This is a genomic window from Vibrio sp. B1Z05 (assembly GCF_052955985.1).
Window position 1 is genome coordinate 639,835 of record NZ_CP130463.1, and the last position, 24,060, is coordinate 663,894.

Here is a 24,060-nt window from a genome sequence, read left to right on the forward strand (position 1 = left end):
GTTTCTTATCTGTGGTCAACTTTACTAACCAGTGCGTCACCCACAGATTGAATGATTTGCACTAATATAATGAGCATAACAATAGTCACAGCCATGATGATGATATCGTAGCGGTAGAAACCGTAACGAATGGCAACATCACCTAGACCGCCACCGCCAACAGTGCCTGCCATTGCCGAGTAGCTAACCAAGGTAACTAACGTAATGGTGACAGAGTTAATGATGGTTGGTAGCGCTTCTGGAAGCAGTACCTTAGTAATAATTTGCAGTGGCGTAGCGCCCATAGATTGCGCCGCTTCTACCAGTCCACTTGGAACTTCTAACAGTGCGCCTTCAATTAAGCGTGCCACAAATGGGATTGCGCCAATGGTCAAAGGAACGATTGCCGCTGTGGTACCGATAAAAGTACCAATTAGTAGTTTCGTTAATGGGATTATAGCTACCATCAATACAATAAATGGAACACTTCGACCAATATTGATGATTGCGCCTAATACAGAGTTAAGGCGCGGGCTTTCTAATAGACCACCACGTTTGGTGGTGTGCAGAATAACCCCTAGCGGGATGCCAACTAAAAAGCCAACAATGCCTGAAAACGCCACCATATAAAGTGTTTGCCATGTTGCCTTGAGCAAAAGGCTGTTATTTGCGCTGAACCAGTCAGCAAATACATCATAAGACATAGCCTAGAACCTCGACTTTAATTTTTTGTTCTTGAAGATAGTTAATCGCCGCATCGTAGGATTCTTCATCGCCATACACTTCTGCGACCATCATGCCGAACTTAACGCCGCCAGCATAATCAAGATCTGAACTTAGAATAGAAATATCAATATTGAATTTACGTGCAATTTGGCTGATAACCGGCGCATTCACACTGGCACCTGTAAACTCTAGGCGAACTAAAGCGTAGCTTCCTTCGCAGCGCTCTTTTTGCAGGCGTAACTCGTAATCTTCTGGGATAGAGAGATCTAAAGTGGATCGTATAAATTGGTGAGCCAGTTCTGTTTTAGGGTGCGCAAAAATAGTGCCTACAGTGCCTTTTTCGACCAGTTCGCCACCACCAATAATCGCCACTTCGTGACAGATGTTTTTCACTACATCCATTTCGTGGGTGATGATTAAAATGGTAATCCCCAGTTGACGGTTGATGGTTTTTAATAGCGCAAGGATAGATTGCGTAGTCGCAGGGTCAAGTGCGCTGGTGGCTTCATCACAAAGCAACACTTTAGGGTCACTGGAAAGCGCTCTCGCTATCGCTACACGTTGTTTTTGACCGCCACTTAGGTTGGCAGGGTAGGTATTACGTTTGTCAGCCAGTCCGACAAGACCTAATAGCTCAACCACTTTGTTTTCGATGTATTGTTTGTCTTTACCCGCAAGCTCTAATGGCAATGCGATGTTTTCGAACACAGTACGAGAAGAGAGCAAATTAAAGTGTTGAAAAATCATACCTATGTTGCGGCGTGCTTCTGACAATTCTTTTTTAGATAGCTTAGTCAGATCGATACCATCAACGATAACTTCGCCACTGGTCGGTGCTTCAAGCATGTTTACACAACGAATTAGAGTACTTTTACCAGCACCAGACGAACCAATAACACCAAAGATATTGCCTTTGGCGATGGTCAAATTGATATCTTTCAAGGCATTGATTGCGGTTTTGCCTTGGTAGAATACCTTGTTAACTTGCTTAATCTCTATCATCAAAAAGCCTGCTTGATTAGGGAGAGGATCTAAAATCTTTCAGAGATGCTAGATAGTTCACAGAATGAAGTCAATAGATATTTTTACGTCTAGACGTCTAAAGCTGAAAACGTAGGTGCGAGTGACCCCAAAGCGTGCGATAATTATCCCCATATCAAGCAAACAATGCAGAGTAATTTACCGTGTCTAAACCCGCTGTTTTTTTGGATCGTGATGGTGTCATTAATGTCGATCATGGTTATGTCCATGATGAGCATGATTTTGAATATATCCCTGGAGTTTTTGAAGCGACAGAGCAGCTACAAAAAATGGGTTATATGTTAGTGCTAGTGACCAATCAATCGGGCATTGCACGCGGTAAGTTCACCGAAGAGCGATTTGAATCGTTAACGCAGTGGATGGATTGGAATTTTTCTGATCATGGTGTGGAGTTTGATGGTATCTATTATTGCCCGCACCATCCTGAGCACGGTATCGGTGAATACAAACAAGATTGTGATTGTCGCAAACCTAAGCCGGGCATGTTTATTTCGGCGCGAGATTTTCTGAAAATTGATATGGAAAATTCGGTTATGGTTGGCGATAAAGCCGAAGATCTTATGGCAGCAGAAGCCGCTGGCGTTAAAACTAAGATTTTAGTGCGTACTGGTAAACCTGTTACCGACAGAGGCGAAGCGATTGCAACAGTTGTACTCGATAGCATTAAAGATGTACCCGCTTATTTATCGCAGCAATAAGGGGTAATTGGCGATTTAGTCGCTGAGCTTTTAAGTTGAAACTATGCTTCACAGGCTTTGACTATGTCAAAGCCTGTTTTGTATGTGCTTATATCTGACTACAGGTGTAAATCTTTCGCTGAGCGGTGAGTGCTTACCGTGAACGAAATACTATTGATAATGAACGGTATAGCGAGTGGGCTTATGGTTCATCCATAAAATCATATTGATAAAGACGGCGGCAACAATCGACCAAGCAATTAGCGTTAACGGAATAAAATACAGTGAGCAGATAAGGATAGTGATATCAAACAATAACTGACTCTTTCCAACCGACACGCCAAATTTATCCTGAATGACTAGGCACAATACGTTTGATCCCCCCAAACTCGCTCGATGACGAAATAGCACCAATAAGCCGAGCCCAATACACATCCCGCCCGCAATAGCCGCAAAAATTGGGGATAGAAATTCAAACTTAACCAAGTGATGCAGATTATCGGCCATTATTGAGACCAAAGAAACGCATATGACACTATTAATGGTGAAGCGTTTGCCTAATCGAAACCAAGCTAGAAAATAAAAAGGGATATTGACCAAAAAGTACATAGTACCGAAGCTGAGGTCGATAAACTGGGTAAACAGTAAGCCTAACCCTGCTGTGCCTCCCACGATCATTGATGATGACTTTAAAAAAAAGATCCCAATGGCAACCAACAAGGTGCCGGTAAAGATAGCTGCGCAATCTTCAAGAAAACTGTGTTTATTCATTGGAGTTAACCTCACAAAACCAGTCGCGAATAGTATAGGAAAAGTGCGCTTTATCGAATTGTTTCGGCAAAATTGTCGTTAACATCGTGTAATTTTTGATTTACACGGTGTAAAGTTGAAGGCCTCAAATAAGATAATCCCATATTAGACCTTTATTCTGTAGGAAAATTAGGTAAATATACCTATAAGAAACAGGGACAAAAAGAATTTGTGATACAAATTTATTTCGGTAAAATGCCGCCAATGCCGTGACGAAAACGTTTGCGTTTAGTCATTGTATGGCTTTTTTAGCTATTTACAGTTTAATCTGAGTCAGGAGATACAGATGCTAAAGCGTGATATGAACATCGCTGATTACGATGCGGATCTATTTGCCGCTATTCAAGAAGAGACAGTGCGCCAAGAAGAGCACATTGAGCTTATCGCTTCAGAAAACTATACAAGCCCACGGGTAATGGAAGCACAGGGTTCACAGTTAACTAACAAATACGCCGAAGGTTATCCGGGCAAGCGTTACTACGGTGGCTGTGAGTATGTTGATAAAGTTGAAACTTTAGCTATCGAACGTGCATGTGAATTGTTTGGTGCAGATTACGCGAACGTTCAGCCACACTCAGGCTCACAAGCCAACAATGCTGTTTATATGGCGCTGCTAAATGCTGGTGATACTGTTCTAGGTATGAGCCTTGCACACGGCGGTCACTTAACTCACGGTTCTCCAGTTAACTTCTCTGGCAAGCTATACAACATCATCCCTTACGGTATTGATGAGAATGGTCAAATTGACTACGAAGAAATGGAAGCACTGGCTGTTGAACACAAGCCTAAGATGATCATCGGTGGCTTCTCTGCTTACTCACAAGTGTGTGATTGGGCGCGTATGCGTGAAATCGCTGACAAAGTGGACGCGTACTTCTTCGTTGATATGGCGCACGTTGCAGGTCTTATTGCAGCAGGTGTTTACCCTAACCCAGTTCCACATGCGCACGTTGTAACAACTACAACGCATAAAACTCTGGCAGGTCCTCGTGGCGGCTTAATCCTTTCTAACGAAGGTGAAGCGCTGTACAAGAAACTGAATTCAGCGGTATTCCCTGGCGGTCAAGGTGGCCCTCTAATGCACGTTATCGCGGGTAAAGCGGTAGCCTTTAAAGAAGCACTAGAGCCAGAATTTAAAGATTACCAAGCTCGCGTTGTTGTTAACGCAAAAGCAATGGTTGCTGAATTCTTAGCGCGTGGATACAACATCGTATCTGGCTCTACTGAGAACCACTTATTCCTTGTTGATCTTATTGATAAAGACATCACAGGTAAAGAAGCTGATGCTGCTCTAGGCTCTGCGAACATTACTGTGAACAAAAACTCGGTACCGAATGATCCTCGCAGCCCATTTGTAACATCGGGTATTCGTGTAGGTTCACCTTCAATTACTCGTCGTGGCTTCACTGAAGAAGACGCGAAAAACCTTGCGGGCTGGATGTGTGACATCCTAGACAACCTAGGTGATGAGTCAGTTATTGAAGCAACTAAAGCTAAAGTACTAGAGATTTGTAAGCGTAAACCTGTTTACGCATAACGGGCAAAACAATAGTGAAAATGAAAGCGAGCCTTTAACGGTTCGCTTTTTTATTGCCAGCAAGATAGCGACTTAGCTTTCTAGATAGATCATAAACAAGCGCGCATCGAGCTCAAGTTGGTGATAGTTCGGTTCCATATGACAGCACAAAGCGTAAAACGCTTTGTTGTGCTCTTTTTCTTTGAGGTGTGCCAGTTCGTGCACGATCAACATACGCAATAAAGGCTCAGGCGCATTTTTAAATACGCTAGCGATACGAATTTCGTTCTTAGATTTTACTTTACTGCCTTGAACTCGTTGTACATAAGAGTGCAAACCCAGCGCATTGTTGATGAGATGAATTTTGTTGTCATAGATAACTTTACTCAGCGGCGCTGTTTTCTTTAAAAAACGGTTTTTAATTTGCATCGTGTACTCAAACAGGGCTTTTTCATGTTTGATACTATGTTGGGTAGGGTAGCGCTGCTCAAACCATTTTTTGAGATTGCCTGACTCGATTAGTTGGCTAACAGGCGTCACTATATGTTCGGGATAACCTTGAACATATCGAAGTAAAGGGTTCATCGTATTCCAATTGAAAGGCTAGAAGCGCTTTATTTTACCTGATTTTGTTACATGGCAAATAAAAAAAGTATCCACTTCATGCAAGGCATTGCGCATTTGTGGTGCTTTAACCGAGTAATTGCGCTCAAAACGCCTTAATGTATAGTCATCAGACTCATTGAGGCGTTGCTTTCTCGGACAGATATTTGTTCTAAGTCCCACTCTTTGGCACAGCTTTCTAATACATTATTGGACATAAATAATTTTGCTTAAAGACCAGTCAAGCCTAACGGCATTAGATTTAATTATGAATATTGCAGCGATAAGCACAGACTTTGAATGAAAACATGCATAGACATTCAAAAGGTAAGATATTCAGTTCAAAGAATTTCGCAGAAAACAAAGCCCCCTTAACTTAACTAAAAAATGTGGAATAAAAGGCCAGTATTGCCAAACCAAGCACAGAACTACCCAGAGCAAAAAATAGCCAAAGTAAACTAGATTTGAACGCCAACATTTTAGTGTTACAAATTTCAGCGCAGATCCAGTAGTTTTCTAGCAAATCTTTATCTAGATCAAAATTATCCTTCTTTAAGGATTCATAAGAACAAAAACAATCTAACATATCGTCGTGGTTATTAATCATTGAAGCGTATGAGATCACGGACTTACCCCCAGAAGATTTAAGTCGGGGTGTGAAAACAGTTTTTATTTTATAAAACCATACTGACCATATCACTAATAAAACACCAATAACCGATAATGTTAATTCATTTGGTATGGCTAAACTTTCATCTGAGAGAAATCCATAAAATAGTGAAGTATATATTCCAAGATAAGTCACCCCTGCTACTAATAAAAACGAAGCTTTTTGGTCTGCTGAAACAATGTATGAATCCGTTCTTTTTAAGGCTTCAAACAAAACCTGTTGGTCACTATTCATTTTATCATTACCCCAATCCAATCCCTAAAAACAAGGTCATTATTTTTATCATAAACCTCGCATTTCATCGTATGTAAGCCTCGATAGCTAGTTGACTCTGTCTCTTCAATTTTTACATATGGTGGAGTTATATGGCTAAATTTCTCACGACTAACAGTCAAATATTGAGGGCTCTTTATTTGCTCTTTACCATCTTCTAAATCAGGAACATCTGGCCCGAAATTAGTTTTTACAAGTTGAACCATTAAAGGGAACTGCAACCGAGTTCGTGTTGATGCTTTGATTTCAAACGTGAGGCCTAAATGTTTATCTAAATATCTTGATGCAGATATATATTTATTTTTAATACCATCCTCAATCACAAAGCATTCGAAATCTATATCTGGATTATGCCTTATGTTATTGTTCACCAATGCTCTGGATTGCCTAGGTAACGCACTTACTTCAATAAAATGCTCAAAGTTTAGTTCTTTCATGCGATAGTTGAGCGGTTGACCTTCAGCAGTAGTAATATTCGGTACTACAACTGGCTCATTTTGAAGGTTGCCAGAGACAGCCCTTTGCTTGAGTTTAGAATAATAATCTGGCCAAAAAACGTGATCTAATAAACCTTGCCCTAACATTGTACTATTTTTGCTAGCTCGACTTTGAAGTTTTGAGGCCATATCAACAGATAAACCAGTGGCAGAGACTTCACCAACAGAAGAATAACCAAAGCTTCCCCAGAGGACGTCCTTTTCTTTACCAAAGTCAATTCCGACACGAAACCCAAAATCTTTCGCATCAAAGCCATGACTTTCCATCCAAGGCTTAATTCCCTGTTCAAGCAATATCTTTAACGTTGCCGCACAATTAACCGCATCTGCAATAGAATCTTCTGTTGATTTACCTTTGCTCCCAAAGAAAGACATCACAGCATCACCCATTAGACGGTGCACATATCCATCAAAAGAGCGAACAACTTCAACACATGTTTGAATTACAGCATTTTTAAATCGAAAGACATCATCGAGGTCGTAAAGGAGAGAGAGCCTTGTGGACCCTTTTATATCCATAAACATCGTACAAGAATAATGACGAATTAAATCATTTGTTCCCTGCAAAGACAAAAAATCAGGATGTGTACCTATTTGAGATGTATTTAAATGCTGTTTACCGTAAATGGGGCGAATATATTTCTGTAATATATATTCTTCTTGAGGGCCTATTAGCGAAGTTGAAGCTGACTCTTGCGACCACGAGTCTTGAAATGATTCATTGCCAACTCTGCTTTCAGCATTTTTTTGAATGACAGAACTTGAAGGGGGCTGATTATAAACATCCTCGAATAAATCTTTAAAATTCATATAACCTCAGATACTGGGTACCAATAAGAAAGTGCCAAAACAATCATAATCAATTAGAATCAAACCATCAACGGCAAGTTATTGATACTATTGTTAATTCACTATAATAAAGAAGCTATTTGCAAAGGAAAGAACGAATCGATTAGGTTGAGAACACCAAGGTGCATTGGATATAAATTCATTTTATTCACATAAAGAGCATGCATTAGCATGAAGAATATTTGAGTGAAAATCACCACTAATCACGAGCTAGTTTGTTGCCCGAAAATGATAATGAGGCAAAGATGAGTTAGCGCTAGTCACCCCAACATGTCTCTGAATAAAAGTGAGCTTGCTAACATCCCCTATCTGTAGTTAAAAAGTACAAACTTAAAAACCTACAGAGCACTAAAAAGGAACTCCTACGAGTTCCTTTTGGTATGAGCACCACCAAAGCGCAATACCTTGCACTTCATAGTCTTTCTTATAGCTGTTAAACCAAGCTAATTATTGGTTTTTATTGATACTCAGTTGAGTTCCTGATTTGCAACGGAAAGTATAGTATCGGCGGCTTTCATTGAACTTTGACAGCCCTTCACCGGAACAATAATCCACGTTAATGTCGCGCATTATTTCTAATGTTTGCTGGTTATTTAAAGCAAACTTGGAGCCATCGGCGCAGATGATGCGCACTTTACCATCATCACTGACAGAGTAGAGTGAAACTTCGGTGTTACATAATTCAAATGAAGCATCTAAATAATTGTCTTCTTGTGTGTTTTTATCGGCACAACCCCAAACAAACAGAGTTAACACGGCGCATACTATGAGTCGCATGAAACGACCTCCCTTATAAAATTAAGCATTCCTTTACTGTATCTTAGTCCTTAATTGACCATCCTAGCGTGGTAAAACGCGCACTAATGGCGTTTTTCTGCCGCTATTTCTGTTCAGTTAATGACTGTGATTGTTATAAGCATAATTGGGATACTCCAGAAAGCAAAAAAGCACTCAAATTGAGTGCTTTTGTCACTTGTTGCCTGAGAAGTCATAGACGTAATCGTTCGGGCAATAGTTTGCGCAATAGAAAAGAGTTACTTAACTTCTTCGCCTTTTGCTTGCATATCAGCATGGTACGATGAACGTACAAATGGGCCACAAGCGGCGTGGGTAAAGCCTAGTTCAAGCGCAATTTCTTTTAGCTCATCAAACTCTGCTGGTGGCACGTAACGCTCAACCGGAAGGTGATGGCGGCTTGGTGCAAGATATTGACCTAGAGTAAGCATAGTCACGCCGTGCGCTCTAAGATCTTTAAGCACTTCAACGATCTCTTCTTTGGTTTCACCCAGTCCCATCATCAGCCCTGACTTAGTAGGAACATCTGGATGCTGCTGTTTGAATTTTTGCAGTAATTCTAAAGACCACTTGTAGTTAGCACCAGGGCGAACTCGACGATACAGGCGTGGCGCTGTTTCAAGGTTGTGGTTGAACACATCAGGTGGGTTCAGTTTTAGCTCATCCAGTGCCTTATCCATACGGCCACGGAAATCAGGAACCAGCGTTTCAATGCGAATGTTCGGGCTAAGTTTGCGGATTTCGGCATTACAGTCAGCAAAGTGTTTTGCGCCGCCGTCACGTAGATCATCACGATCAACAGAGGTGATCACCACATATTTTAGCTTCATGTCTTTGATTGTTTGTGCCAGTTTTTGCGGCTCATCGGCTTCTGGTGTTACAGGACGGCCATGGGCAACATCACAGAATGGGCAACGACGAGTACAGATGGCACCCAAAATCATAAAGGTAGCCGTGCCGTGATTAAAACATTCCGCCAAGTTAGGGCAAGAAGCCTCTTCACAGACTGAGTTTAAATTGTTTTTACGCATTGCAGACTTAATGTCTTGGATACGTTGACTATCGGCAGGTAGTTTGATCTTCATCCATTCAGGTTTGCGGAGCACTTCACTGCGCTCAACAGGTACTGTCTTGGTTGGGATCAGTGCCATTTTGTCTGCGTCACGGTATTTAACGCCTTTTTCCATTTGAATTGGTTTACTCATCGCTTTCTGCCATTTCTATTACGTCTGTGTACCCTAGTAGGACGCTGAGTTCCTTTACTAGAATACTTTGAATATTTGTACGTTGCTCTTCGGTGGTGAAGTCAGCAACCTGAGCCATTTCCAAGCCCGCATAACCACATGGATTAATGCGTAGGAAAGGAGAGAGATCCATATCGATATTTAAAGCAAGCCCATGGAAGGAGCAACCTTTACGGATCCTCAGTCCAAGTGAACAGATTTTCTTGCCGTCAACATAGACACCCGGCGCATCAGGACGAGCCGCAGACTGTATACCTAGCTTAGCTAGGGTCTGTATCACGATATCTTCAATATGTGTAACGAGTTTCCTCACACCTAAATTACGTCGACGTAGATTGAGTAGGAAATACACCACCATTTGACCGGGACCATGGTAGGTCACTTGTCCGCCACGATCACTTTTTACTACAGGGATGTCACCAGTATTGAGGAGGTGCTCCTCTTTACCTGCTTGACCTTGTGTAAAGACTGGGTTGTGTTCAACAATCCAAACCTGATCAACCGTATTTTCGTCACGTTCATCGGTAAATTGGTGCATTCGATCAAATACTGGCTCGTAGTCTTGAAGGCCAAGATGATGAATTTCCAATCGGTTTACCAATGAGAATGGCGTGGTAGTTTCTTGTTTTGCTATGTCGCTAGGCAATTCGTTATTTCCCTGAACCATCTATATCGATGTAGGCACATTACTAGCAAGTTGCTGCTATTTCTACTAGAAAAAGAGGATCTTGCTATATTTGTATGATTAAAGACCTAGCTAAGACAAGCATCACTTAAAGATCAATAGCTTAGACGTCGGTCGATAATAAGCTGTTAACTACTACTAAAGAACTACACGTACGATTTCGATATCGCTCAGCTCTTTATATAGGATTTCAACTTGTTCAATTGAAGTAGCGGTGATCGTTACAGAAATAGCGTTGTAAGTACCTTTGCCACTTGGCGTGATTGAAGGGCTGTAGTTGCCAGGAGCATGACGTTGGATAACTTCCAGCACTAGGTCTGGCAGTTCTGGTTTAGCATAACCCATTACTTTATAGGTAAATGTACACGGAAATTCCAACAGGTCTTTCAGTTTTGGCTGCTCTTGCATGGTTGCGACTCCAAATGAAAATGGTGTGAAAGGGTCATTCAAGGCGCGCATGTTACTTTGAATGAGCTAAAAACTCAATATGAGGTCGGGTTGGCTACATATCAAGCTAGCATCCAATAAAAAAGGAAGCCACTGATGCAGTAGCTTCCTTTTGTGTCTCTTAGTGCTTTATATTAGAACCAGCTGTTAAACAGCAGTACTAGGTAGTCAATCAGACGGCTAAATAGACCACCTTCATTGACGTCTTCTAAAGAAAGTAATGGGTATTGTGCAATGTCCTGACCATCAACTTGGTAGAATACGCGTCCAACTACATCGCCTTTCTTGATCGGTGCTTTAAGCTCTTTATCCAGTACGAAGCTTGCTTTTAGGTTTTTAGCTACGCCACGAGGAAGAGTCACGTATGTGTCTTCAGCTAGACCCAGTTTGACTGTGTCTTGGCTACCCATCCAGATTTTCTCTTCAGCGAACACTTCACCTTTTTTGTGAGGAGCAACAGTTTCAAAGAAACGGAATCCGTAGTTGAGTAGTTTTTTACTTTCTGCTTTACGAGCATTAGAGCTCTTAGTTCCCATCACTACGGCAACCAGACGCATTTGCCCTTCTGTACCTGAGCTGACTAAGTTGTACCCTGCGCCACTAGTGTGGCCAGTTTTGATACCATCAACGTGCATGCTCTTATCCCAAAGCAAACCGTTACGGTTGTATTGGGTAATGCCGTTGTAAGTGAATTGTTTTTGCGAGTAAATTGCGTATTCGTCTGGCACGTCACGAATCAATGCTTGGCCTAGTAGCGCCATATCGTAAGGTGTTGAGAATAAGCCATCGTTATCCAGACCATGAACATTCGCAAAGTGTGAATTTTTCATGCCGATAGATTTAGCCCATGCATTCATCAGATCAACAAATGCATCTTCTGAACCCGCAACGTGCTCAGCCATAGCCACACATGCATCGTTACCCGATTGGATGATAATGCCGTGGTTTAGTTTATCAACAGTAACCGTAGTGCCTACTTCGATGAACATTTTTGATGAATCAGGAAAGTTCTTCGCCCATGCATTCTTGCTGACAACAACTTCATCATCTTTAGAGATGTTACCGCGTTTTAGCTCTTGGCCGATAACGTAACTGGTCATCATCTTAGTTAAGCTCGCAGGGTGAAGCTTAGTGTTGGCTTCTTTTTGAGCGATGACTTTACCTGAGTTGAAATCCATCAGCACGTAGCCCTTAGCTGCAATTTGCGGTGCATCAGGTAGTACTATTGGTGCTGCTTGCGAAACTGCACTAAATGCAATTGACGCTAAAGCACTCGTTACAGCAAGAGATTTGAGTGATTGGGTTATTTTTTTCATCTGTATTGTGTAATGTCCAAAGTGAAGGCAAAACTGTTTATATAGTAGCCAAATCAATAGTCTAAACCTAAACCAGAGATACGGCTACTATGCTCGCCAAAGAGTGATTTTTAATCCGTTTCTGAATTATATCAATCATAGTAATTAACGTATCATGCGAGTAGGGTAAACGCTGGATAACGGCGTTTTTCCTACTCTGTGTCTGATCACTTAATTACTGTGATTGGCATTATTCAGCTTTGTGCTTTTTAATAAAAGCGCTCGGATGTCCATTTTTTTGTATTTTCTTTAGAATTTCTTGTGCCGTCATTGCGTTATCAATCGGGCCGATAAAAATTCTATTGATGCTATTGTTCTTTTCTACATAGCTAGGTTGCTTATACTCACTAGCAAGTTGATCGGATAACTTCTTCGACGAAGTGGCATTCCCAAGGCTCGCCACTTGAATGATATAGCGAGGATGAGTATTCGACGTTTTGTTTCCATTCGGTTCTGGTTTAGTGGAGATGTATTCAATCTCTACGTTTGCCACGCCGGTTTGTATTACTCCAAGCTTAGTCGCTGCAGCGTAACTCAGGTCAATAATTCGACCTTCATGGAAAGGGCCTCTATCGTTGACGCGCACGATAGCTGTCTTGCCGTTATCTAAATTTTTTACTTTGACGTAACTAGGAATAGGCAGGTTTTTATGCGCTGCACTCATTGAGTACATGTCATAAGTTTCGCCGTTAGAGGTTAAATGGCCATGAAATTTCTTGCCATACCACGACGCTTTACCTTTCTCCTTAAAACCCTGCGGATTATTTATCACAGAATAGGATTTGCCACGTACAGTGTAATCTTTGTTTCCACCTAAACTGTAAGGTTCATAGCGCGGAGTTGCATCTTCAATATGCTGTAAAGTGATCGGTGAATCCGGTGCCACATCTTGTGATATAGCATATCTATCTTCATTTGAACCTGAACATCCAGCAAGGATCATCAGGGGAATAGCCAGTATTAAACTTTTAAATAATTGCATTAATTTGCCTTTGAAAGCATTTTTCTATGGGTTTGAATAGACATCAAGATGCCAAAGCCGGCCATCAAGGTCACCATGGAAGTACCACCATAGCTGATTAAAGGCAGTGGAACGCCAACAACAGGTAAAATTCCGCTTACCATCCCCATGTTTACGAAAATATACACGAAGAAGCTTAGTACAATACTGCCTGCCATCATGCGACCAAAAGCGGTTTGTGCTTGGCTAGCAAGGTAAAGCCCGCGCCCAATAACAAAGAGATAGATACAAAGTAGAGCACTTACACCAATTAGGCCCCATTCTTCGGCAATAACGGCAAAGATAAAGTCAGTATGGCGCTCGGGTAGAAATTCTAGCTGTGACTGAGTGCCATGCAGCCAGCCTTTGCCCATCAAACCACCTGAACCAATGGCGATTTTACTTTGAATAATATGGTAGCCCGCGCCAAGGGGATCGGACTCAGGATTAAAAAGAGTCCGTACCCGAACTTTTTGATATTCCCGCATCAAGAAAAACCACAATATAGGGACAAATGCCCCGACCGCCAACGCCGCCGATAAAATGATTTTCCAGCTGATACCGGCTAGGAAAATAACAAAAATCCCTGAGGCTGCGATTAATATCGAGGTGCCTAAGTCCGGTTGTTTTGCAATTAAAATGGTCGGCAACATCACTAACACTAGTGAGGTGACTAACACTCTAAAACTAGGAGGCAGTGGGCGATTACCAATATAGCGCGCCACCATCAGTGGCACGGCAAGTTTCATTAATTCCGATGGCTGAAAGCGGATAAAGCCAAGGTTAAGCCAGCGCTGAGCCCCTTTGGATGCTTCACCAAAGAAGATAACGCCTAATAGCAGAATCAAACCTCCAGTAAAGAGCAGTGGAGCAAGTGTTTCATAGGTTCTGGGCGTAATTTGCGCCATTACCACCATCACACTCAGAGCCAATAACATACGCATCATCTGGCGTTCCATCATGGCAAGGTTTTGACCGCTGGCGCTATACATGATGACAAGAGCACATCCCATCAAGACTAAGATGCCCAAGATTAAGGGGAGATCTAAGTGCATGCGCTCAAATAGGGAGCGGTTTTTGCCTGTTTCTGGATCTAGTTTCATTTGTCAGGCCCAATATAGTGAGAGTTTTTATCTAATAACATATGGTCAAATATCTGTCTTACTACAGGGGCGCCGTGACTTGAACCGCCACCGGCATTTTCCAGTACTACTGTTACCACAACTTTTGGATTTTCATACGGAGCAAACCCTGTAAATAAGGCGTGATCGCGCAAGTGCTCGGCAATTTCATCAGCGTTGTATTTTTGGTCTTCGGCAAGACCAAATACTTGAGCAGTACCCGATTTTCCCGCGCTTTTATATTGCAAACCGTAGAAGGCGCGACGTGCGGTGCCTCGTTTACCGTGGTTAACCAAATACATGCCGTGTTTAGCGATAGTCCAAAACTCTTTTTTAACCCCAGTAATTGGTGGATAAAGCTCTGGCTGTTTAAACTCTTCGACGGTTTTATTATCGTCTGTGCGATGAATGGTCGAGCGCAGTAACTGCGGCGCCATTACCTTGCCTTCATTGACCAACACTGAGGTTGCTTTCGCAATTTGCAAAGGCGTTGCCGTCCAATACCCTTGACCGATACCAACAGGGATGGTGTCACCTTGATACCAAGGGGTTTTGTGGCGAGATCTTTTCCATTCACGAGTCGGCATATTCGCTTTACTCTCTTCAAAGATATCGATGCCAGTGTAGTCACCAAATCCAAACTCTTGCATCCAAGTAGATATGCGGTCGATACCTAAATCATAGGCAACTTGGTAGAAGAAAGTATCCACTGATTCTTCAAGTGCTTTATTGACATCCACTACGCCGTGTCCCCAACGCAACCAATCCCTAAATGGGCGGGTTTTAGAATTAGGAATACGCCAGTATCCTGGATCATTACGAGTGGTTTTAGGGGTGATGACTTTTTCTTGTAATGCCGCCACAGCCATAAATGGTTTCACCGTAGAAGCGGGCGGATAAATACCAAGAGTCGCTCTATTTACTAGAGGGCGATTAATGTCATTCAGTAGGGCGCGATAATCGTTACCTGATATGCCATTAACAAAAGCATTCGGGTCGTAACTCGGACTAGAAACCATCGCCAGCACACCCTCTGTGTGAGGGTCGAGGATGACGGCGCTGCCACGACGTTTATCCAATAACTTGAATAAATAGCTTTGCAATTTGATATCGATATTTAGAACAATGTCATTGCCAGGGATCGGTGGTTCATATTTTAAGGTGCGGATCACGCGACCTCGGCTGTTGACTTCCACTTCCTGATAACCGGGTTTACCGTGCAGGGTATCTTCGTAATAACGTTCAATACCTAACTTACCAATATCGTGTGTGGCGCGATATTCTTGCAGTTTTTCAGCGCGCGCGAGACGACGTAAATCACGGTCATTAATCCGAGATACGTAACCGAGTACATGCGTTAAAATTTCGCCGTAAGGATAAAAGCGTTTTAGGGTCGCATTGACTTCTACACCAGGGAAATCTTGCTGATGCACTGAAAATATCGCCACTTGCTGTTCGGTTAGCTGGTTGAGTAGCGGTACAGATTTAAAGCGTCGCGTACGTTTACGATCGCGTTCAAAGCGATGTATGGAATCTTCTGAAATAGGAAATAGCTTTTGCAGGCGTTGAATGGTTTCATCCAGATCAGAGACTTTTTCAGGAGTGATCTCAAGGGAGAAAACAGGTCTGTTCTCGGCCAGTACAATGCCGTTTCTGTCGTAAATTAAACCGCGGTTTGGCGCAATAGGCACAATCTTGATGCGGTTGTCATTAGAGCGGGTTTGATAATCTTTAAACTGGTTTACCTGAATGTGGTAAAGGTTGCCGATAAGTACGCCAATCAGTATTAAAATACCGATGAAAGCGACTAAAGCTCGATTACCAAATAATCGAGCTTCAAATTTATGATCTCTAAAATGAGAGCGTTTACGCATCATGCTGGATTACTCACGATGATAAGGGTGGTTCGCGTTAACGCTCCAAGCTCGGTATAGGCTTTCGGCCATTACCACTCGCACCAGAGGGTGAGGGAGTGTTAAAGGGGAAAGTGACCAACTTTGTTCTGCGGCTGCTTTACACGCTGGTGCTAAACCTTCTGGCCCACCGATAAGAATAGAAACATCACGAGCATCGAGTTTCCAACGCTCCAACTGTTGTGCGAGTTGCGGAGTATCCCAAGGTTTGCCTGGAATATCTAAGGTCACAATTCGGTTTCCTTTAGGTACTGCCGCCAACATGGCTTCGCCTTCTTTTTGTAAGATGCGCGCAATGTCAGCGTTTTTACCTCGTTTACCAGCAGTGATCTCAATCAGTTCCAGAGGCATATCGTTGGGAAAACGACGCTTGTACTCATTAAAGCCTTCTTCTACCCATTTTGGCATTTTAGTGCCAACGGCAACGAGTTGGATTTTCACAGATTAACCCCAAAGTTTTTCTAGTTGATAAAGTTCGCGGTGTTCTTCTTGCATCACATGAATCATGGTAGATCCCATATCTACGACAACCCATTCGCCTTCAAGTTCACCATCCATACCTAAAGGTTCGACGCCGATCTTTTTCGCTTCACTGGCAACATGCTCTGCAATGGAGGAAACGTGGCGCTTAGAGGTGCCTGTGCAGATAATCATGTAATCGGTCACGCTAGATTTTCCTTGAACGTCTAGGGTTACGATTTGTTGTGCTTTTATATCGTCTGCTTTATCAGCCAAAAAGTCTTTTAATTCCTTGCCTTGCAATGCAGGCTCCTTATCAAATTGTCATAGGTGGAAAGTATATCGCGTTGATCTTAAGCGTTTTGCGACATACTCATGTCGAGTGTTAATTGGGTCAGCATTGGCCATACGCTGGTGTCATAATCGGTTTTTGCTGTGTACTCGGCTTCTGCTAGAGTGCAGACCATCGAATACAAAGAGCGTGCAGTATGGCGATTAAGCGCTGCGGTATACAGTGGGCGCTTGTTGTTCCAAACGCGATATTGGTCAAATACTTGCTGTAAACTTTTTTGATTCAATTGTTGCTTGTAGCTCATTAAAGTATTGAGCTCTTTTTGCAATGTGCGCAGTAAGATAACCGCTTCGATACCTTCACCGTGCAATTCACGCAAAATACGCTGGCTACGCTTGGCTTTTCCTTCAAGCATAGCGTCAATCCAGTTAAACGCCGTAAAGTGGTTATGTCTACTCAGGGCTGATTCTATACGAATTAGCGTCAAGACTCCGTCAGGATAGAGTAAACAAAGCTTCTCTAAGCTCTGACTTAGGGCTAAAAGGTTCCCTTCATGCCATTGCGCCAGCATTTGCACCGCTTCTGCGTCGGGTTTTAGCCCTAATTTACGGCAGCGCTGCATAACAAATTGCGGTAAACGTTGTGCATCAGGGGTTAAGCAACTGACCCATAAGCCGTTCGCATTGAGTGCTTTGAACCACTTGGTGTTTTCTTGCGCTTTGGTGAGCTTGCTTCCGATGACAATCAATATTACGTCAGGGTTGAGCATTTGCTGTAAATTCAGCAACTCTTTACTGATGGTTTGATTGGTGCCTGATTCTGGTAACTCGAGTTGCAGGATCTTTTTTTCAGCAAAAAGACTCATTGAGTTACAGGCATTAAAGATCTCATTCCAATCGGTTTGCGCGCTAATGGCAAAGCGGAAGGTTTCACTAAAACCTTGTGCTTTGGCACTTTGTTCGATTTGATTTTGAGACTCTTGCACTAAAAGAGCTTCACCACCAAACACAAGATACACAGGGTGTAACTCTCTTTGTAAAGTGTTCTCTAGTTTGTCAGCAAAGATACGCATGATAACTGTCTACTCCGCAGCAGGCGTTTCAGCCTCTGTGGTTGTCGTATCCGTGGTTGCTGTTTCTGTTGTGTCACTCTCAGTAGTTGAAGAGGAATCATCCGTTTCACTTTCGTCAGTTGCGCTTGCTTGCGGTTTAACCGGTGCAGGATCAGATTTTTCAAATTCAGCTTCTAATGAAATTTGATCTTTTTTCTGCAAAGAAGGGTCAACGACCATACCTTCTTCATTCACTTCTAGTTGTTGTGAATCTTCATTATCAAGGCTATTACGCAGACGTGCTAGCTGTCGAATGATTTGTCGAGAGGCTTGCTTACGCATTTCATTTTCTAGCATTTCTTGCTCTACCGACTTCGCCAAAGCGGTGAGTGGGTTATCTAGATAGCTGCGGCTTACTTGAGTAGTAAAGGTTCGAGAATAAACTTCAGGTACGATAACTCGGTAAGTGACCACCAGTTTGATCTCTTTTTCGGCCGCGCGGCTGTTTTGATAGAGAGAAAGTGTGCGATCACTGATGCTTTCTGATAACAGGTGCAGGTTAGTGACATTAGCCGCAGGAGTCACAAGATCAATGTCGTTGTTTCTGAGCTCAGTGGTGACATCTCGGGTTAATCGAGAATAATCATCGTAACTGGTAAGGGACATCGAGCCTACTTCTTCAGGAACTAGGTAATTGCCACGTAAATGAAAACCACACCCACTGAGTAGTGATGCAAACAGTAGAGCAATAGTGAGACGTAAATAGGGTAGGCGTGCAATTTGAATCAAAAGAATACTCTCTACAGGAAGTTCGGTTTTTATGGTGCTTCTCTAAATAAAAAGTGAGTTAAAAAGCACTATAAAAAACGAAGTGTGAAGGCGAAATTTTTCGCCCTCACACTAAGGTTAGATTAGTTTGCTACAATATTCAGCAACTTACCTGGTACGTAGATCACTTTACGCACAGTTTTATCTTCAATGAATTTAACCACGTTTTCATCGTTTAGACCCAGTTCTTCAACTTGCTCTTTTGATGCGTCTGCAGCAACGGTTAGTTTGGCGCGAAGTTTACCGTTTACTTGAACAACGATAAGTTTTTCGTCTTCTACTAACGCTTTTTCATCAAAGGTTGGCCATTGCGCGTGATCGATGTCGCTGCCACCTAATGCTGTCCACATTTCAAAGCTGATGTGCGGAGTGATTGGGTAAAGCATAGTCACAACCGCTTTAAGTGCTTCGTCTAGGATGGCGCGATCTTGAGCTGATGCTTGTGGCGCTTTCGCCAGTTTGTTCATCAGTTCCATGATAGCGGCAATCGCTGTGTTGAAGGTTTGACGACGTGCAACGTCATCGGTCACTTTAGCAATGGTTTTGTGTACGTCACGACGCAGTGCTTTTTGCTCAGAAGAAAGCGCTTTAGCATCTACTGCTTCGGCTGCGCCTTGTGCAGAGTGCTCACGGACCAGTTTCCAAACACGCTTCAAGAAGCGGTTAGCCCCTTCAACGCCAGATTCTTGCCACTCAAGAGTCATGTCAGCAGGAGAGGCAAACATCATGAATAGACGTACTGTATCTGCGCCGTATTTGTTGACCATCTCTTGTGGGTCGATACCGTTGTTTTTCGACTTAGACATTTTGATCATGCCTGAGTGTTCAACGTCGCGGCCTTGGGTATCTACAGCTTTTTCAATGCGGCCTTTACCGTCACGTTCAACAGTCACATCAGTGGGTGCGATCCACTCTTTAGTGCCTTTTTCATTAGTGTGGTAGAAAGCATCTGCTAGTACCATACCTTGACAAAGCAGTTGCTTGAACGGTTCGTCTGAAGTGACGTAGCCCGCATCACGCAATAGTTTGTGGAAGAAGCGCGAGTACAATAGGTGCATACAAGCGTGTTCGATACCACCAACGTATTGATCAACAGGTAGCCAGTAGTTGGCTTTTTCTGGATCTAGAATATCGTCAGCTTGTGGTGAACAGTAACGCGCGTAATACCAAGATGATTCCATGAAGGTATCAAAAGTATCCGTTTCACGCAGTGCAGGTTCGCCATTGAATGTGGTTTTAGCCCATTCTAAATCGGCTTTAATTGGGCTAGTTACGCCGTCCATTACTACATCTTCTGGCAGGATAACTGGCAGTTGATCAGCAGGAACTGGGTGAACTTCACCGTCTTGTGTAGTGACCATTGGGATTGGCGCACCCCAGTAACGTTGACGAGATACGCCCCAGTCACGTAGACGGAAGTTAACGGTTTTAGTGCCTTTACCTTCTGACTCTAGTTTGGCTGCGATAGCATCAAACGCGGCTTGGAATTCAAGACCGTCAAATTCGCCTGAATCAAACAGTACACCTTTTTCAGTGTAAGCTTCTTCAGAGACATTAAGCTCAGAACCATCGGCTGGTTTGATCACAGGGATGATGTCTAGGCCGTATTTAGTAGCAAATTCGTAGTCACGTTGATCGTGTGCAGGAACTGCCATTACAGCGCCTGTGCCGTAATCCATCAGTACGAAGTTAGCCACGTAAACTGGAACTTCACGGCCGTTCAATGGGTGAATAGCAGTAAGGCCTGTCGCCATACCTTTCTTCTCCATTGTCGCCAGTTCAGCTTCGGCTACTTTCGTGTTGCGACACTCATCAATGAAAGCCGCAAGCTCAGGGTTAGTTTGAGCGGCGATATCAGCCAGAGGGTGACCTGCTGCGATGCCCACGTACGTTACACCCATAAGAGTGTCAGGACGAGTGGTGTACACTTCTAAGTCTTGTTGACCTTTAACTTCAAATTTAAGTTCAACACCTTCAGAGCGACCAATCCAGTTGCGTTGCATGGTTTTTACCATGTCAGGCCAACCGTCAAGGTTGTCTAGATCATCAAGTAGCTCTTGTGCGTACTCAGTGATTTTAATAAACCATTGTGGGATTTTTTTCTGTTCAACAGGGGTGTCACAACGCCAGCAGCAGCCGTCTTCAACTTGTTCGTTTGCTAGAACAGTTTTATCGTTTGGACACCAGTTAACAGATGAAGTCTTTTTGTACACTAGGCCTTTTTCGTACAGCTTAGTGAAGAACTCTTGTTCCCAGCGGTAGTATTCTGGAGTACAAGTGGCAAATTCACGGTTCCAGTCATAACCAAAGCCAAGTAGCTTAAGTTGGTTTTTCATGTACTCAATGTTTTCGTAAGTCCATGGTGCTGGAGCTGTGTTGTTCTTAACAGCAGCGTTTTCTGCTGGTAGACCAAAAGCATCCCAACCAATCGGCTGCATCACGTTTTTACCTTGCAGGCGTTGGAAACGAGATACTACATCACCAATGGTGTAGTTGCGCACATGGCCCATGTGGAGACGACCACTTGGGTAAGGGAACATTGAAAGACAGTAAAATTTTTCTTTGCTTGAGTCTTCAGTTACAACAAACGTTTTGTTGCTGTCCCAGTGCTGTTGAACTTTCTGTTCAATATCTTGCGGGTTGTATTGTTCTTGCATGGACGCTATCCGTTTTCTAGGAAACTATTAGAACGATTAAATCAGTTCATTAGAGATCCGCTTAGAATACCTAATGCAGCTAAAAGCAACAACCACAAAGCTAGCTTTAAACGAGGATATTTGCGTTTATGCGTCTCGATGACTGACTGTAATGACAATTTTAGTCGCTGAAATAGACGTTAGGTTAAGTTCTGTTAAAAGAGCAGGCAGCCCAATGAAAAGTTATAGAGAATAACTGAGCGTGGATTTCACAGATAACTTGACGATGCTATGCGAGAACCTTTTTTGTAAATTGTTTTAAATAATAATGACATAGCCGTTTATTTTTGAAAATTGTGAGTGGCACGACCTTTGTCTGAATCTACAGAGACTAAAATAATGGTATTCAAAAGGTATTTTTAGTGGTTATCTATTGTCATTAGATCGTCATAGAAAAGGAGTTGGTATGCCAAAACGCCAATCAGGATATGAAAAGTTATTGTCGAACGTTGTTGAATCTCTAAAAAATAGCCCAGAAGAAATTAACAACGTGATTGCCACTTCAGAGAAAGTTGTGGAAGCGGCCAATGACATGACAAAAGACGAACTGGCACTTGTTTCTGCCTATGTGAAATCGGATTTGCAAGAATTTGCCAACAGCTTTGAAAAAAGTAAATCAGGGCCTTTTTATCTCACCATCGCCAATACTCTTTGGCAATCGCTTTCAGATATTACCGATAAAACCAAAGTTGAGTGGGTCGAGTTCTTTAAAGACTTGGATCATCAAGGTGTGTACAAAAGCGGTGAGTTGATTGGACTTGGTGTGCTTGTGTGTGAAAAATGCGGGCATAAAACAACTTACAATCACCCCACTGAAATTATTGCATGTACTCAGTGTGGGCACGATGAGTTCACTCGTTTGCCTCTAAAACCTTAGATTCGAGTGTTTAAGTGCTAAGTACTAAGTGCTAGGTCAGCATTTCAAATTAAAAAGGCTAAGCGGATCATACCACTTAGCCTTTATTTTTAACCCTGTTCTTACTTGGATTGCCGCTATTTCAACTTACTGCGTTTCATTCTAAATAGTGCAATCAGCATAATCACTAATACCAATACTTTCAGTGGTAGACCACCAAATAGAACATATGGCGTTTTGCCATTTGTTGGCACGACGCTAGTGCGCAATACGTCTTCTTTAAACTGCGGAAGCTCAGCGGTTATCTTGCCTTTGTAATTCACAACTGCAGTCACGCCATTGTTGGTCGAGCGAATGACTGGCATGCCAAATTCTAGGGCTCTCATACGCGCTATTGCCATATGTTGCAGTGGGCCAATAGAGTCACCAAACCAAGCGTCATTTGATAGAGTTAGGATGTAATCCGTATCATTGGTGATGTTGTCTCGCAGCTGCTGACCAAAGATGATTTCATAACACAGCGCAACCACCATATGTGCACCATGCGCTACGATATTATTTTGAATGTAATCGCCACGATTAAAAGAAGACATTGGCAGATTAAAAAACGGTGCCAGTGGTCTTAGCAAATCTTCAAAAGGTACAAACTCACCAAACGGCAACAAGTGGTGCTTGTAGTAGTGTGGCTGAGTCACGTAGTCATAATCACCAGATGGGGTTACGCCTAAGGTGGTGACACTGTTGTAATAGGTTTGCTGACCTTCTTGAGTTAACACCCCAGTAATTACCGCCGAATCATTCATGCGCGCGGCTTTATCTAGGCTCTTCATAAACTCAGTCACTTCCCCTTCAAAAGCAGGAATTGCCGCTTCTGGCCAAATGATAATATCGGCATCCCAGTTTTGACGGGTATGATCCATATACATCATGATGGTTGGCCAGCGATGACTAGGAAGCCATTTAGTTTCTTGCTGAACATTGCCTTGGATAAGCGCCACGGTTTGTGTGCGGCTGTTATCAGGAGTGACCCAATGCGCAAAATAACTCAGAGTACAAACTGCAAATAATGCCACTGGCACCCATAGCTGTTTCCAGTCTTTGCGGATAATGGCCAGTGCCGCGCTGCTGGATATGGCAACAATGATCATGCTAACAAAATCAACTCCGGCGATAGGCGCAAGCCCCGCAATCGGTGCGTCGATTTGGCTATAGCCTAACAGTAGCCATGGGAAACCAGTAAAGACCCAACCACGTAACCAATCACAAATCAGCCAAAGGGCAGGGGCCACCAATAACGCGCCAAACCAACTTTTGTTGGCTTTAAGGCGAGTAAATAGTGCGCCGAACAGTGCTGAGTAGATAGCCAAATAGCCGACCAGCATACTCATAAGGAATACACTGGCAATCTTTGGCATGCCGCCAAAGGTATCTATGCTGACGTGAACCCAACTGATGCCTGTGGCAAAAAGGCCAAGTCCCCATAAATAGCTAAGTAGGGCAGAGTAGCGCCATGATTGACCGCTGAGTAATAAAAACAGCAGTAATGGGCTAATGTATGCCAAAGGCCACATGTTATAAGGGGCAAAGGAAAGCGTGGTGCTAGCGCCAACAAAAACGGCCGCAAGCGGCCGCATTAGGCGATGAGTCATCAATGATTTCATCTTAATATTTGAGTCT

At 42.9% G+C, this 24,060-nt stretch carries 23 protein-coding genes; 3 read left to right on the forward strand and 20 right to left on the reverse strand.

All coding sequences use genetic code 11. From position 1 onward, the window contains the following. Nucleotides 1-5: 5 nt before the first annotated feature. Both QV280_RS03025 and metN read right to left on the reverse strand, forming a co-directional pair. Nucleotides 6-683, reverse strand: a complete 678-nt coding sequence (locus QV280_RS03025; protein WP_021714767.1) for a methionine ABC transporter permease — start codon at nucleotides 681-683, stop codon at nucleotides 6-8. Further along, nucleotides 673-1,707, reverse strand: coding sequence for a methionine ABC transporter ATP-binding protein MetN (metN, locus tag QV280_RS03030; RefSeq protein WP_152821559.1), 1,035 nt, complete (start codon nucleotides 1,705-1,707; stop codon nucleotides 673-675). Before metN ends, QV280_RS03025 begins: the two co-directional genes overlap by 11 nt. A 182-nt stretch (nucleotides 1,708-1,889) precedes the next feature. On the opposite strand from metN, the gene gmhB reads away from it, so the two are divergent. After that, a complete protein-coding gene (gene gmhB, locus QV280_RS03035; protein ID WP_367869605.1) occupies nucleotides 1,890-2,444 on the forward strand; it encodes a D-glycero-beta-D-manno-heptose 1,7-bisphosphate 7-phosphatase in 555 nt (184 codons plus the stop codon). Between the two features lie 150 nt (nucleotides 2,445-2,594). Here gmhB and QV280_RS03040 read toward each other — a convergent pair whose 3' ends face one another. Continuing rightward, complete coding sequence (locus QV280_RS03040; protein ID WP_152821561.1) at nucleotides 2,595-3,194, reverse strand: YitT family protein; 600 nt, start codon at nucleotides 3,192-3,194, stop codon at nucleotides 2,595-2,597. 325 nt (nucleotides 3,195-3,519) lie between these two features. Between QV280_RS03040 and glyA the strand changes: the two genes are divergently transcribed. After that, the gene (glyA, locus tag QV280_RS03045) at nucleotides 3,520-4,770 is read left to right on the forward strand and encodes a serine hydroxymethyltransferase (RefSeq protein WP_152821563.1); all 1,251 of its coding nucleotides are present in this window, start codon (nucleotides 3,520-3,522) and stop codon (nucleotides 4,768-4,770) included. A 72-nt stretch (nucleotides 4,771-4,842) separates the two neighbouring features. Here glyA and QV280_RS03050 read toward each other — a convergent pair whose 3' ends face one another. From QV280_RS03050 to leuS, 16 genes are all read right to left on the reverse strand, one after another. Beyond that, nucleotides 4,843-5,334 (reverse strand): M48 metallopeptidase family protein, encoded by a 492-nt coding sequence (locus QV280_RS03050; protein ID WP_023405376.1) that lies wholly within the window; start codon nucleotides 5,332-5,334, stop codon nucleotides 4,843-4,845. Nucleotides 5,335-5,728: 394 nt separating this feature from the next. Then, complete coding sequence (locus QV280_RS03055) at nucleotides 5,729-6,256, reverse strand: hypothetical protein (protein WP_152821565.1); 528 nt, start codon at nucleotides 6,254-6,256, stop codon at nucleotides 5,729-5,731. Next, nucleotides 6,253-7,602 (reverse strand): nucleotide-binding domain-containing protein, encoded by a 1,350-nt coding sequence (locus tag QV280_RS03060; RefSeq protein WP_152821567.1) that lies wholly within the window; start codon nucleotides 7,600-7,602, stop codon nucleotides 6,253-6,255. Before QV280_RS03060 ends, QV280_RS03055 begins: the two co-directional genes overlap by 4 nt. A gap of 486 nt (nucleotides 7,603-8,088) precedes the next feature. Then, a complete protein-coding gene (locus QV280_RS03065) occupies nucleotides 8,089-8,418 on the reverse strand; it encodes a hypothetical protein (RefSeq protein WP_152821570.1) in 330 nt (109 codons plus the stop codon). A gap of 257 nt (nucleotides 8,419-8,675) precedes the next feature. Beyond that, on the reverse strand, nucleotides 8,676-9,641 hold the full coding sequence (gene lipA, locus QV280_RS03070; RefSeq protein ID WP_152821572.1) for a lipoyl synthase: 966 nt from the start codon (nucleotides 9,639-9,641) through the stop codon (nucleotides 8,676-8,678). Beyond that, the gene (lipB, locus tag QV280_RS03075; protein WP_039971199.1) at nucleotides 9,634-10,281 is read right to left on the reverse strand and encodes a lipoyl(octanoyl) transferase LipB; all 648 of its coding nucleotides are present in this window, start codon (nucleotides 10,279-10,281) and stop codon (nucleotides 9,634-9,636) included. The genes lipA and lipB overlap by 8 nt, the downstream gene beginning before the upstream one ends. Before the next feature lie 222 nt (nucleotides 10,282-10,503). Further along, nucleotides 10,504-10,773 carry a DUF493 family protein YbeD gene (gene ybeD / locus QV280_RS03080; protein ID WP_023405382.1) on the reverse strand — a complete coding sequence of 90 codons (270 nt, stop codon included), beginning with the start codon at nucleotides 10,771-10,773 and terminating at the stop codon, nucleotides 10,504-10,506. A gap of 173 nt (nucleotides 10,774-10,946) precedes the next feature. After that, nucleotides 10,947-12,128 (reverse strand): serine hydrolase, encoded by a 1,182-nt coding sequence (locus QV280_RS03085; RefSeq protein WP_023405383.1) that lies wholly within the window; start codon nucleotides 12,126-12,128, stop codon nucleotides 10,947-10,949. Nucleotides 12,129-12,357: 229 nt separating this feature from the next. Further along, a complete protein-coding gene (locus tag QV280_RS03090; protein WP_023405384.1) occupies nucleotides 12,358-13,149 on the reverse strand; it encodes a septal ring lytic transglycosylase RlpA family protein in 792 nt (263 codons plus the stop codon). Beyond that, a complete protein-coding gene (rodA, locus tag QV280_RS03095; RefSeq protein WP_152821574.1) occupies nucleotides 13,149-14,270 on the reverse strand; it encodes a rod shape-determining protein RodA in 1,122 nt (373 codons plus the stop codon). The genes QV280_RS03090 and rodA overlap by 1 nt, the downstream gene beginning before the upstream one ends. Then, nucleotides 14,267-16,165 (reverse strand): penicillin-binding protein 2, encoded by a 1,899-nt coding sequence (mrdA, locus tag QV280_RS03100; protein ID WP_152821576.1) that lies wholly within the window; start codon nucleotides 16,163-16,165, stop codon nucleotides 14,267-14,269. Before mrdA ends, rodA begins: the two co-directional genes overlap by 4 nt. Before the next feature lie 6 nt (nucleotides 16,166-16,171). Next, nucleotides 16,172-16,642, reverse strand: coding sequence for a 23S rRNA (pseudouridine(1915)-N(3))-methyltransferase RlmH (gene rlmH / locus QV280_RS03105; RefSeq protein WP_021713981.1), 471 nt, complete (start codon nucleotides 16,640-16,642; stop codon nucleotides 16,172-16,174). Between the two features lie 3 nt (nucleotides 16,643-16,645). Then, nucleotides 16,646-16,963 carry a ribosome silencing factor gene (gene rsfS, locus QV280_RS03110; protein WP_152821578.1) on the reverse strand — a complete coding sequence of 106 codons (318 nt, stop codon included), beginning with the start codon at nucleotides 16,961-16,963 and terminating at the stop codon, nucleotides 16,646-16,648. Between the two features lie 50 nt (nucleotides 16,964-17,013). Continuing rightward, nucleotides 17,014-18,024 (reverse strand): DNA polymerase III subunit delta, encoded by a 1,011-nt coding sequence (gene holA / locus QV280_RS03115; protein WP_152821581.1) that lies wholly within the window; start codon nucleotides 18,022-18,024, stop codon nucleotides 17,014-17,016. 9 nt (nucleotides 18,025-18,033) lie between these two features. Next, entirely contained in the window at nucleotides 18,034-18,789 is a 756-nt protein-coding gene (locus QV280_RS03120) for an LPS-assembly lipoprotein LptE (protein ID WP_447026272.1), read from the reverse strand. Nucleotides 18,790-18,914: 125 nt separating this feature from the next. Beyond that, nucleotides 18,915-21,488, reverse strand: coding sequence for a leucine--tRNA ligase (gene leuS, locus QV280_RS03125; protein ID WP_023405391.1), 2,574 nt, complete (start codon nucleotides 21,486-21,488; stop codon nucleotides 18,915-18,917). A gap of 445 nt (nucleotides 21,489-21,933) precedes the next feature. Between leuS and QV280_RS03130 the strand changes: the two genes are divergently transcribed. Beyond that, a complete protein-coding gene (locus QV280_RS03130) occupies nucleotides 21,934-22,404 on the forward strand; it encodes a zinc ribbon-containing protein (protein ID WP_023405392.1) in 471 nt (156 codons plus the stop codon). A 116-nt stretch (nucleotides 22,405-22,520) separates the two neighbouring features. On the opposite strand, the gene lnt is transcribed toward QV280_RS03130, so the two are convergent. Next, nucleotides 22,521-24,044, reverse strand: a complete 1,524-nt coding sequence (gene lnt, locus QV280_RS03135) for an apolipoprotein N-acyltransferase (protein WP_172972826.1) — start codon at nucleotides 24,042-24,044, stop codon at nucleotides 22,521-22,523. Nucleotides 24,045-24,060: the final 16 nt, after the last annotated feature.